Raw genomic sequence first — 12,745 nt, 5'->3', positions numbered from 1 at the left:
TTATGTAGCTAGAAATAGAGGAGAATATCATTTAACCTCTACATTCTCCTCCATCTCAGCCAAATACCTAATCTGTCGTTCCGCTTTTCTCACTGCCGTACGAAAATGTTTTTTCAGGAGTTCTACTGTATTTTCACTTATATAATATCTTTCCGTTATACTTTCCCACGTGTCACTACTTTCAAATGTACTCCATTCAAAAGGGCGTTCTGTATTTTTCTTTAGTTCTTTAAACACCCATTTTCGCATCTTTTTTTTCGCTTTTTCCGTTAGTTTCCCGTTCTTTACAAGTTCAAGTTCACCATGTCTTTTGTATCGCTTATTAATATCTCTCTCGCTATACACTTTAAGAAGTATATTTGCTGTATTTTCGGCATCTGCTAAAGCACGGTGCTGTTTCCCTTCCCACGTTAAAGCGAGCTGTTCTACCGCAAATTGTAAACTTGGCGTATGTTCAAACAATTCCTCATATGCTTGGAAAACAAATTTTTGCAAATCAATTCTACTTTCTTTTTCTATAATGGGGCATTTAACACCATGTAATGTACAATCATGAGATAGAAAGCGATAATCTTCTTTTCCCCATGAAACAAATATAGAATCTTCTCCGATGAACTGAATAAATTTCTCTATAATTTGAGGGAATTTTTCTACATCCATTAAATCTTTCTTCGTAATACCGGTTAATTTTGTTGTATGACGAGTTAATCGTGCACTTGGTTTTACTAACTCCGAAAATTCTTCAATTATCTTCATTGTACCTATTTCTATTTTTACAGCTCCGATATCAACTATTTCTGACGGATCTTCTGATTTATACGGTCTGAAATTCCTCTCAATATCAAACACAATGAAATGTGTAGCGTTTTTCAATTTATTTACCTCTTTCTAAATTCCTTTTCACACAAACACTTTATTTTCAGTATTTATTTATTCATGTACTTTATACAAAAATACTACGAATAAATAAATGAAAATTCAGTCTTGTTATGATATGTAAGTAGGAGGATATCTATAAAAATGCAAAAAAAAAGAAGGGCGAGCCCTTCTTTTTTCAAAAATTACTTCTTGTTTACGTTAGTAGCTTGAGGTCCACGGTTACCTTGTTCTACTTCGAAAGTAACTTCTTGACCTTCTTCTAAAGTTTTGAAGCCTTCGCCTTGGATAGCTGAGAAATGAACGAATACGTCTTCTCCGCCTTCAACTTCGATGAAACCGAAACCTTTTTCTGAGTTAAACCATTTTACTTTACCGTTTTGCATGAAAAAAATCCTCCTACAATGTACCTATATGTACATATTCATTTTCAACCACCTTACAATAATAAGCCAGATATTAAAAAACTGCAACCCCTGAGGAGATTTAACATTGCTATCCTCCTCGGAAGTTACAGCTCATTTAAATCTCTATATTATTAAAAGTAAAATGGTTTAAACATACTATATCATATCAATATAATAAAAGTAAAGTTTTTTCTTAAATTATTTTTTGTTCCCACTGCATTGCTTTTAATTCACCTGATCCAGCTACTACATAACCATCTTTTTGATTAACAATGCGCCATCCGTGCCCTTTAACTGAATCACATACTGTAACAATACCTTCGTCAAGAAGTACACGGCACACACTACTAATACCCGCCTTATTTTGTGTTGAAGTTGTATATAAGACATGTTGGTCTACACTTAAGTCTAAATAACTACTTGCTTTCTGCTCACTTTGACATGTATGCCAATATATTTTTTCACTCGCAATACTGTCATCTATTTTACAATAAGAAATATTCCCGCTAACTCCCTTGCACGATCCACTTGCCGCTACTAAATAAGAATTGTGTAAAGTCAACGCAGAAATCATTTGATTCATCGTAATTTTAATCCTCTTTAATTTACGTGTCTTCAAATCAAAGAGCCAAACACCACCATACTTAGCATGTATTTTCGTACCAATAAATAAGTAATGTTTATATAAAAATAATGATCGAATAGACGGCGCCGCACTGCCATACTCAAGAAACGGATGAATAGTCTCCCATGTCGAACCGAAATTATTAGAAAGATACAGCGTTTTTTCTCCATGAGCAACAACAGTTCCTTGTACATTGCTACATACATTCCAACTTGTTGCTTTTGTTGGAAAACGCTGAATTGTCCAGTTCTCTCCACCATCCATACTACGAATAAAAATCCCTTCGTCACCTACACCATAAACTACATTATCTTCGCTATGTAAATCCCTAATTCGTTTTTGAAAACCATTTAAAATTCGTTTCCATTCTCCGTCTTGTTCAACAAATAAGCCATTATATGTAGTAGCTAACAACAGTTTTCCATCTCTTAACTTTGTAATAGCAGTTGCACTTAACATCGTCTCCAAGTTGACACTCCCATTCTTAGAACTTCTCAGCAAATGCAATTGCAAAATTACTGCATTTTTCAACATCCTCTTGATCTTCTGGAGCTAATTCAATTTTCAGCCCTTCTTGTACAAGCTCTGCACCTCGTTCTACAAGGCGTTCTTCAAATATCGTTACCGCTTCACAAAACAGTTCATACGCCGTATCACCTGATCCGAATACCGCTACCTTTTTCCCAGCTAAATCTATATTTTCTAAGTCCTCATGAAAATCTTCCGCTTCAAATGGTAATTCACCATCGCCCCACGTATAAGATCCTAAAATGATTCCATCATAAGCTAATAATTCTTCAGCATCCATGCCTTCCATCTCTTGCAATACTACTTCATGATCAAAAGCATCTAAACTAACTTTAATTAAATCAGCAATACTCTCTGTATTTCCTGACATACTTGCATAAGCTATTAAAATTTTTGCCACTTTGGCATCCCCCTCTAACAATAAATGATTCTCATTCTCATTATATTAATAATGAGAATCAATTTCAATTGATTTTTTTCTACTTTTATTTACATTTCACATTACTTATTTCAAATAAAGTGAAACTTTAATGAGCCCTCACCAATCAGGATTTTTCAGACAGCCCACAAATAGAGGAATAAATAAAAAAAAGCACAGATGACTATACAATCATCTGTGCTTTTTTATTACTTTTTAAAAATACCAAAAGGCTTCCCTACTGGTAAAACAACTTTTCCGAAGTGTGTGTTTAACACTGCTGCTGCTGAACCATAGAAAGATAATAATGAAATAAGAAGTTCAGAATATGCTGCTAAATTATGCATTGCGTGCGGCATAACACCTAAAGTACTTAATGAAAGACCAATAAATAAGAAATCAATAAGGACGAAGATCATAAATAATACTTTATGTGTTTCCATTGCACCAATCGTCATAAAGATTGTGAAAATCAAATATCCGATAAAGGCTACACCAAGCTGTTTTGAATCTGCAACTTGTGCTAATTTTTCGCCAAATACTCCAAGTTGAATTAACCAAGTCATTCCAACACCTAACCAAAATAGGCCGTACGCACCAAATGCTGTCGTACCGAATGTATTGTTATGCTTTGCATCGTGAATGCAAGCAAAGATTTGTGCAAATCCTCCTAAAAAGATTGCCCATGGTAATACAAGTGAAACGCCATCTGTTAAGCCTAACTTTTGAGATGATGCTACAAGTGTTACCATCGCTAATCCAAATAGACCAATTCCAGATGGATCCGCTGTTGTCATTTTCACATGATGTGTAGTAGTTTGATTGCTCATATAAACCTCCTGATTATAAACATACTCGAATACAATACTTAAATCAGAAGCCTATGTCAATGGTTTTTTTTGTATGTTGTCAGACGTTATATTTTATAATGATTAAATATATTTCCGACCACTTCATAAGGTTTTATATTCACTTTTTCCAACTCGTTTATCGGTAGCCATAACGGAATATAACTTCCTTTACCTTCCCGCTGAAATTCCTCAGCTGTTCCACTTCCGAACACTCCACCTGTAATATAGGCACCATAATAATATTCATTTCCTTTATATTTTACCTTTGCAATAAGGTGCTTCACTTTTATATGTAGCCCTAATTCTTCGTATACCTCTCTTTTCGTTGCCTCTTCAGGCGTTTCACCTTCCTCAATCCCTCCGCCAGGAAAAACATAATATATTTCCTCTTCTCGAATACGTTTTATAAGAGCGATTTTCCCTTCCTGTACAATAATAGCCGCCCCGCGATTTCTTATCATTTTATTACCTCAATACGAATCGCAACTGTTCCCCACTCTTTTTCTTGTTCTTTCGTATATATTTTGTATGTACTTTCTAACATTTCCTCTAAACTATCATTTTCACAATCCAATAATTTTTTATCAATTTGTTCATACATAGATTTAAAGCTCTCGTATCGCTTTATTTCCGTTACTTTTACCGTCATCATTTCTGTTGTCGTAAGATTCGTAAATACGATTTCATCGTCTTTGTTTATTAGTTGACGTTTTTTATCGTATAGGCGTACTTCATATACTTTTTTCCCTGATTGAATTGACTGAAACGGTTTATTATATAAACCCATTTCGTATCGCATACATCCCACTCCCTTTTGTTCATTTCACCTATTAATACAGTTCACATTACTACATCTTGCATATAATATTCCATACGTATCGCTTAATTGAGAAAGGAGGCTGAAGAAGCATGTTATATTTAAATCAAAAACCTGAATATAATAAATATGATATTGGTGATTATACTTATAGTAAAGTAGGGCCAACCATTTTTTCTTGGAACGATGAAACAAAATTAAAAATAGGTAAGTTTTGTTCATTAGCAGAAGAAGTCGTTTTCATACTTGGCGGTGAACATCGCGCAGACTGGATAACGACTTATCCATTTAATGCACTTTTTGATGAAGGAGCACATATTACTGGTCACCCTTCTTCAAAAGGTGATATCGTAGTCGGCAATGATGTATGGATTGGTTATCAATCCTGTATTTTATCTGGCGTTACAATTGGTAACGGGGCCATTATCGGCGCCAGGAGCGTTGTTACAAAAGACGTACCCCCGTATGCAATTGTAGCTGGTAATCCTGCAAAATTTGTTCGATATCGTTTCCCACAAGAAACGATTGACAAACTAGAGAATCTCGCATGGTGGGACTGGGACATTTCTGTTATAAAAGGAGCCATTCCATTACTACTCTCCGACAAAATCGACGAATTTTTCACCTCGCCCGAAAATGAATCTATATGATTAAAACAAAAAGAGCATCCAATTATTTTTCAGGATGCTCTTTCTGTTTTTATTTTTTATGTCCATGCAAATGATTACACGGAGAACATTGAAATGGAATCTTATCTAAGCAATTAAAGTTTGTTTCGCAAATTTGTTCAATCGTTGGAACAAATGGAATGACAACTATGTTACTTTCTACTATTTGTGTAACAGGTGGCAATACTGTGCCTACTTGATGTTCAAAACGAATACTCGCTTGATTTATATAATTTCCTGAACCATTTGGCGCGCTCTGTACTGCTACTTGGAACGAAACTGTCCTTGCTTCACCAGGATTTAAACTTCCGATAAGAAACCCTACTGCCGGGCTTACATTCGGCACTGGCGTATTATCAACCGTTACACTTCCAGGAACAAATCGAACACTACTATCTAACATATCTTGAAAACGAATATTTTGCATTACAGTATCACCCGTATTTGTGATGACTGTCGTAAACGTAATGACATCTCCAATTGTTGCTACCTGTAAATCTGCCGTTTTTACGACTGTCGTTGAGACATTTTGAGGAATAAACGGGATAACAACTGTATTACTATCACCTTCAACTACTACTGGCGGCTCATTCGGATTTACAGTTGCAAGCCCATTCGCTGTAGCAGTATTTGTAACTAAATTATTTACTTGCCCTCCTATTATTACAACTTGGAAATTAATAATTGCTGCATCATTTGGCTGAAAATCACCTAACGGAATACCAGTATTCGGATTAGCAAATGGAAGAGGTACATCATTTACCGTTACCGTACCATTTATAAACAGCGTATTCGGATCAATGATATCTGTTAACACAATATTGGTCACAGGAACTGTACTATCATTTATAACAGCGATTCCGTAAGTGACAACATCCCCTATCATTGCTACTTCAAAGTTTGCTCCTTTTGCAACAAATAAGATTGCAGTATTTACCGTCACTATAACTGTATTGCTTGTATCCATCACTGTAACCGGCGGCTCCCCTGGTACTAAAATATATTCTGCTAACGCCCCAGCAACGTTCACTACTGTACCACCATCCGGAAAACTTGTAATCGTAGCTTCATATGTTACAAGTGCCGTCTCACCAACTGGTATATCAGGTATCGTAAATCCAATCTGCGGATTTAACCCCGGTTGCGGAACCCCATTTATCGTTACACTATTTGGAACGAAATCAGCTTCCTGAGATAGCACATCGATAAATTGAACATTCATTGCATCAGCAGTACCAGTATTTAATATACGAACAGTATACGTTACCGTTTCTCCTACACCAACAACTGAATGGTCTACTTCTTTTAGCATATCTAAGCTGCCTCTATTTACCGGCGTAACCGTCGTATTACTTGAATTTGTAATTGTAGACGGAGGTTCTCCTGGAATCAATTCGAAATCACCCGTTACTCTTGCTGTATTCATAATGCTACTAGAAGGCGGAACTGCGATTACATTTACTTCAAATGTAATTAATACACTATCCCCTACTGCAAGATCAGGCAATGCAAAGCCTACAAATGGATCTAAACCTACTTGCGGAATCCCATTTATTTGTACACTTCCAGGAACGAATTCTAAACTAGGTGATGGAACATCGATAAACTGAACATTCGTTGCTGTTACCGTTCCCGTATTTGTAACTTGCACACTATACGTTAACGTATCTCCTAATCGTGTCGCTTCTTTATTTACAGATTTTATAACGCTGAATCGTCCTCTATTCACTCTAGTTATCGTCGTATTACTCGGCTCTGTTACTACAACTGGTGGTTCTCCTGGCACTAAAGTAAAGCTTCCTGTTATATTTGCAACGTTCGTAATTGTTCCTGATGACGGGATGTTTGTAACTGTCGCTTGAAACGTCACTATAACTGTTTCACCAACTGGGATATCTCCAACTCCAAATCCAGTAATCGGATTTAAGTTTGGTTGCGGGGCTCCATTTATCGTTACACTATTTGGTACAAATGACGCTCCTGCTGAAATGGTATCAACAAACTGAACAGCATTAGCTGTTACTGTTCCTGTATTTGTTATTTGAACCGTATACGTTAATATATCTCCAACGAGAGTAGCAACCCTATTTACTTGTTTAATAACATTAAATTGCCCTCTATTTACAGTTGTAAGTGTTGTATTGCTCGGCTCTGTTACTATAACTGGTGGTTCTCCTGGTACTAATACAAAACTTCCAGTTACATTTGCCGTATTGGCAATTGTTCCGTTTGATGGCGCACTAACAACGGTTACTTGGAAGATGACTTCTACACTTTCACCTGGATTTATATCTGGAAGCGGGAATCCGTTATTCGGATTGAATCCAGGTTGTAACACACCATCTATCGTTACACTGTTCGGCACGAATGCTATAGAGGAAGGTAATACATCACTATATTGAACATTCGTTGCTGGCACTGTTCCTGTATTTTGAACTACTGTTGTATATGTGATTGTATCGCCTACTGCAACAACCGGCTGACTCACTGATTTTAAAACATTCAAACCAGGCTCATTGATTTCTGTTAATGTCGTATTACTTGTCGTTGTTTCCGTAATAGGGGGTTCTGTTTCACTTACAGCAAATGTAGCTGTAACGTCTACAAAATTAACAATCGTTCCACCTTCTGGTATGCTTGTAACCACTTCCTGATATGTGACAAGTACAAAATCATCGACAGGTATATCTGGAACTGTAAAACCAATGAAAGGATCTAGTCCTGGTGCTGGTACCCCGTTTATGCTCACACTTCCTGGTACAAATGCTACACCCGCGGAAGTAGTATCGATAAATTGAACATTCGTCGCTGGCACTGTTCCGAAATTAAAAATCAATACATCATACCTTAATATTTCTCCTACCGTCGCTACTTCTTTATCTACTAGTTTCAATGGAAAAATAAACGCTATATTAATTGTCGTAACGACTAAATTTGTTAATATCGTTTCCGTAATCGGTGGTTCCTGCGGATTTGGTTGTGAAGTAAATGTAACATCTGCATCATTTAATATGACTTCATTATCTGGAATTTCTGTAATCGTCACTTGGAATGTGACCTCAATACTTCCACCAGCGATTAATAATGGAGTAACTGTAAATCCTATTTCTGGATTTAAACCAAGTTGCTGCACTCCACCTATCGTTACACTATTGTCAACAAACGTCGTTCCTTCTGGTATGACATCTTGGAAGAACACATCTGTAACAGGGATAATTCCTACGTTTGAAATGAGCACAGTATACGTTAATACATCCCCAACGGCCCCAGTTGCAACATCAACTGTTTTTGTTGCAGTTACTTCACCAGGAGGAGGTAACGGTATTGTAACTACCGTTGTATTACTTGAATTCGTTGTTGTTACAGGTGGCTGTAAAGGATTTAATAAGAAAGTGGCTGTAGCAGATGCTGTATTTAATACTGCTCCACGTGTAGACGGTGCAACTACCGTAACTTGGAACGTTACTGTCAATGATGTTCCAGCTGCAATATTAGGAAGCGGGAAACCAACATTTGGGTCAAATCCAGGTTGTGGCGTTCCATTTATCGTTACACTATTTGCTACAAAAGTTGTTTCTAAAGCAATTGGATCAAGGAAAGAGACATTCGTTGCTGTTACTGTACCGTTATTTCGAATGACAACAGAATACGTGTAAGTTTCTCCAAGTGCTGCTTGTTGTACAGATGAAGATTTTTGTATATTTAACTGTGCTGTGTTTACTTGCGTCACTACAAAATTACTATTTGTAACAGTCGTTATTGGAGGGTTTGCTGGATTTATAAGAAAACTTGCAGTAACGTTCGATTGGTTTCTTATATTTCCACCGCTCGGAACACTCGTCACTGTAACTTGAAACGTAATCGTAGCCGTTTGCCCGACCGGAATATTTGGTACCGGGAAACCTAGCATAGGATCCGCGCCTTGCTGTACGACTCCATTTATCGTCACACTATTTGCTACAAAGGCAGTACCAGACGGAATCGGATCTTGAAAAACAATATTCGTTGCAGGAACAGTTCCTGTATTTTGAATAAGAATCGTATACGTTAACGTATCTCCTACACCGGCTTGTAGTGTATTTACACTCTTCATTACATTAAGTGATCCTACATTCACTCGCGTCACAACAATATTACTAATCGTTACAATTGTAATTGGTGGCTGGAGAGGACTTACTTGGAAATCAGCAGTGACATTCGCATTATTCGGAAGAACTCTATTTGGTGGTACACTCGTGATTGTCACTTGAAAAGTGACCGTCACCATTCCTCCTACTGGAATATTAGCAAGTGGAAATCCAGTTGTCGGGTTTAAACCTGGTTGAGGTGTCCCGTTTATTGTTACACTATTCGCTACAAAAGTGGTTCCAACTGGAATCGGATCAAGGAATGATACATTTGTCGCTGTCACCGTTCCACTATTTTGTATACGAACTGTATACGTTAACGTATCTCCTACACCGGCTTCAGTAGCACTTACACTTTTCATTACATTTAACCCTGAAGAATTCACGATCGTCATAACAGTATTACTTGGTACTGTTACAGTAATCGGCGGCTCTGTTGGATTTACAAGGAAATCTCCAGTTACATTCGCATTATTTACAACATTATTTCCTTGGGGAATTTCATCAATTAATACTTCAAATGTAACAATAACACTGGCGCCAGTAGGCAAATTATTTAATGGGAATCCAAGTTCTGGATCTGCCCCTTCTTGTAAAACACCATTCACAACTACACTATTTTCAATAAATAATGTCCCTTGGGGAATTGAATCTTGGAAAAATACATTCGTAGCTGGTACACTACCTGCATTTATGACTTCTATTGTATATACTAAAATATCCCCTACTGTTGCAACATCCGTATTGACTGCTTTCACAACTTCAAAGTTTCCTGATTGTACTGTCGTATTCACAACATTACTCGGTACATTGATTGTTACTGGTGGTTCATTCGGATTCACTTGAAAGCTTGCTGTTACATTTGCTTGATTTAAAATATCTTCATTTTCTGGATTCTGTACAATTACTAAGTCAAATGTGACTACAACCGTTTGAGCCGCAGGAATATTCGGAAGAGAGAATCCTGTATTCGGATTTAGTCCACTTTGCTGTACTCCATTAATTGTTACAGAATTTGCAACAAATGAAACAGCAGAAGAAATAGGGTCTTGGAAAAATACATTTGTTAACGGAACGTTCCCTGTATTTTGGACGGCAATTGTGTACGTTAAAGTATCCCCTACCGCCGCTTGCGTTGTATTTACTTCTTTTATTACATTTAAACCGCCTGTATTAACTTGTGTCACAACTGTATTCGTTTGTCTATTAATTGTTATCGGTGGCTGATTCGGAATAACGACGAAATTAGCAGATACATTTCCGCGATTCGCAATCGTACCTCCCGATGGTGTAGATGTTACTCGTACTTGAAATGTAACAGTCCTACTTCCGCCAGGAGATATATTAGCTACTGTAAACCCAGTCGCTGGATTTACCCCAGGTTGTGAAACCCCATCCACAGTCACACTATTTGCGATAAATGTCGTTCCAATTGGGATTGGATCTTGAAAAATAACGTTCGTTGCAAGTACATTTCCTGTATTTTGAATTGTTACCGTGTACGTAAGAACGTCGTTAACCGTTGCAAAAGCTTTATCCACTGTTTTTCTCGTTGTTATATCAGCTATATTAATTGTCGTAACTACAGTATTACTTGTCGCTTGCCCTGAAACTGGTTGTTGACCAGGCACTGGAGTAAAGTTAAATGTTACACTCGCACGGTTTGGAATTGGATTGACAAGAGGGTTCGATGTTACTCGAACTTGAAAGCGCACTACAGTCGTTTGCGATGCATTAATACTTCCAAGATTAATACTACTTGCTGGATTCGCTCCTGGACGCGCTACTCCATTTACCGTAACGCTATTAGCGACAAATGTTGTTCCAGCAGGGATACTATCAACAAAAATAACATTGTTCGCAGTGACGTTTCCATTATTTGTGACATTAACTGTGTACGTTAATACATCATTAAGTGTTGCCGTCTGTAAATCTACAGATTTTTGCATACTAATAGTTGCTTGGTTCACTGTCGTTTGTACTGTGTTTGAAGAAGACGTACTTGTAATAGGAGGACTACCAACGAAGGGACGGAATTGATATGACACCATTGCACGATTTAAAATAGGATTGGGATTCGGGAATGATGTTATTCGAACTTGAAATGTAACAATTCTTTGCGTGTTATTTGGGATTGTACCTAAATTAATTCCATTAGCAGGGTTTGCATTCGGCTGTGTTACTCCCCCTACCGTAACACTACCTGCAACAAACATCGTTCCGTTCGGAATACTATCACGTAATACAACGTTTTCTGCACTTCCTGTTCCTGTATTTGGGACCGTAATTGTATAAGTGAGAGTATCCCCTACCCCCGCGACTGTTCTATTAACTGATTTAACAGGATTAATAATTGGACCTGTTGCATCAATTTGAACACCAAAACCAGCTGCTGCGTATCCATCTCCATTTGTAACAAATCGAACCGTTGCTGATGTTTGACTGTTTACTAAAGATGAGGAGGCATCTACATTCGTAATATCCCAACCTTGTCTTCGGACGGCCAAAGCTACCCCTAACGGCTGATTCAAATCTCCAAACGTGCCGCTCGTATCTAAATTTCCACTATCATTACAAATTTGTGACTGAAAGAAATTATTCGCAGGATTTCTCGGTCCGAATAATGCAACTGTAGCATTTGCATTCGGCCCAAAGCGAAGTTGATCTCCAACAATGTTAGAATCACCTTCTTGAGCAGTTACGAGCACTCTTCCTGTAACAGCTCCTGTTGCCGGCGTAGCAAAACCTGAAATTATAGCATCAACTGGCGGGGATGAAGCATCGATAATTTCTTGACCTGCATATACTGACAAATTTCGAAGTGGTAAACTTGCATTTTGATACACAACCTCAAGCGTCCATCCAGCTGAACGACTGATTGTTGGGTCGGCTGAAGTTCTTGCAGCTGGCACAGCACCCGTTGTATATGTGCCTGCTCCACCTGCACTAACAAGATTTGTTACATTGGCAGAGCGAGCATAATAAAACTGATTTCCTACTGAACCTTGCTGCGCGGTAGCAGGATCTGGCGTAACAGAAAACGTCCCTGCTGGCGTTGTAAATGTAATGTTATCATTTAAAAATGGTAAAACATCTTCCGTATCAGTCCGGAAAGTACCAGCCCAAACTAATTCTGCATATAACACACTGCTCCCCGCTGGAAGATTTAAAATTGCACTTGAAGAATTCAATTGCCACTCATCTGTTGTCCCTGCTGGGAACCCTGGTACTTGCAATGCTGTATTTACTGTCGTAAACACAGCAAGTGTACCAAAAATATTACCTGGTGCAGGTGATGTAGGGCTAAGTCCCAGCGTATTCCCAGTAAACGTGACGGCACCAGGTACTGTTGTCGTAAACCTATTTATAAAAGGCACACAATCATCTCATTTCAATTATAGTAAAAAGTGCTCTATACTATAAAATGT

General features: G+C 37.7%; 9 protein-coding genes. 1 reads left to right on the top strand and 8 read right to left on the bottom strand.

What is annotated here, in order from left to right; genetic code table 11:
* Window positions 1–27: 27 nt before the first annotated feature.
* The 7 genes from MRP26_RS25885 to MRP26_RS25855 form a co-directional block, all read right to left on the bottom strand.
* Complete coding sequence (locus tag MRP26_RS25885) at window positions 28–873, bottom strand: exonuclease (protein ID WP_197241282.1); 846 nt, start codon at window positions 871–873, stop codon at window positions 28–30.
* A gap of 188 nt (window positions 874–1,061) precedes the next feature.
* Complete coding sequence (gene cspB / locus MRP26_RS25880) at window positions 1,062–1,262, bottom strand: cold shock-like protein CspB (protein ID WP_001179150.1); 201 nt, start codon at window positions 1,260–1,262, stop codon at window positions 1,062–1,064.
* A gap of 214 nt (window positions 1,263–1,476) precedes the next feature.
* Entirely contained in the window at window positions 1,477–2,376 is a 900-nt protein-coding gene (locus MRP26_RS25875) for a sialidase family protein (RefSeq protein ID WP_197241280.1), read from the bottom strand.
* 16 nt (window positions 2,377–2,392) lie between these two features.
* On the bottom strand, window positions 2,393–2,836 hold the full coding sequence (locus MRP26_RS25870; RefSeq protein WP_001062759.1) for a flavodoxin: 444 nt from the start codon (window positions 2,834–2,836) through the stop codon (window positions 2,393–2,395).
* A 227-nt stretch (window positions 2,837–3,063) separates the two neighbouring features.
* Complete coding sequence (locus MRP26_RS25865; RefSeq protein WP_000070945.1) at window positions 3,064–3,684, bottom strand: acetate uptake transporter; 621 nt, start codon at window positions 3,682–3,684, stop codon at window positions 3,064–3,066.
* A gap of 86 nt (window positions 3,685–3,770) precedes the next feature.
* Window positions 3,771–4,166 (bottom strand): NUDIX hydrolase, encoded by a 396-nt coding sequence (locus MRP26_RS25860; RefSeq protein ID WP_000620821.1) that lies wholly within the window; start codon window positions 4,164–4,166, stop codon window positions 3,771–3,773.
* Window positions 4,163–4,504 (bottom strand): ASCH domain-containing protein, encoded by a 342-nt coding sequence (locus tag MRP26_RS25855; RefSeq protein ID WP_001268359.1) that lies wholly within the window; start codon window positions 4,502–4,504, stop codon window positions 4,163–4,165. Before MRP26_RS25855 ends, MRP26_RS25860 begins: the two co-directional genes overlap by 4 nt.
* A gap of 110 nt (window positions 4,505–4,614) precedes the next feature.
* Between MRP26_RS25855 and MRP26_RS25850 the strand changes: the two genes are divergently transcribed.
* A complete protein-coding gene (locus MRP26_RS25850; protein WP_000966308.1) occupies window positions 4,615–5,172 on the top strand; it encodes a CatB-related O-acetyltransferase in 558 nt (185 codons plus the stop codon).
* Window positions 5,173–5,221: 49 nt separating this feature from the next.
* Here MRP26_RS25850 and MRP26_RS25845 read toward each other — a convergent pair whose 3' ends face one another.
* Window positions 5,222–12,694, bottom strand: coding sequence for a DUF11 domain-containing protein (locus MRP26_RS25845; protein ID WP_242807059.1), 7,473 nt, complete (start codon window positions 12,692–12,694; stop codon window positions 5,222–5,224).
* Window positions 12,695–12,745: the final 51 nt, after the last annotated feature.

It is taken from the genome of Bacillus sp. CCB-MMP212 (assembly GCF_022748145.1).
Taxonomy (GTDB): Bacteria; Bacillota; Bacilli; order Bacillales; family Bacillaceae_G; genus Bacillus_A; species Bacillus_A cereus.
The sequence above is the reverse complement of the archived record's forward strand: the minus strand, read 5'-3'. Positions and strand labels throughout refer to the sequence as shown.

Excerpts from the sequence above, each read along its gene's own strand:
- cspB (WP_001179150.1), bottom strand. The coding sequence starts at position 1,262 with ATGCAAAACGGTAAAGTAAAATGGTTTAACTCAGAAAAAGGTTTCGGT.
- MRP26_RS25865 (WP_000070945.1), bottom strand. The coding sequence starts at position 3,684 with ATGAGCAATCAAACTACTACACATCATGTGAAAATGACAACAGCGGAT.
- MRP26_RS25860 (WP_000620821.1), bottom strand. The coding sequence starts at position 4,166 with ATGATAAGAAATCGCGGGGCGGCTATTATTGTACAGGAAGGGAAAATC.
- MRP26_RS25855 (WP_001268359.1), bottom strand. The coding sequence starts at position 4,504 with ATGCGATACGAAATGGGTTTATATAATAAACCGTTTCAGTCAATTCAA.
- MRP26_RS25850 (WP_000966308.1), top strand. The coding sequence starts at position 4,615 with ATGTTATATTTAAATCAAAAACCTGAATATAATAAATATGATATTGGT.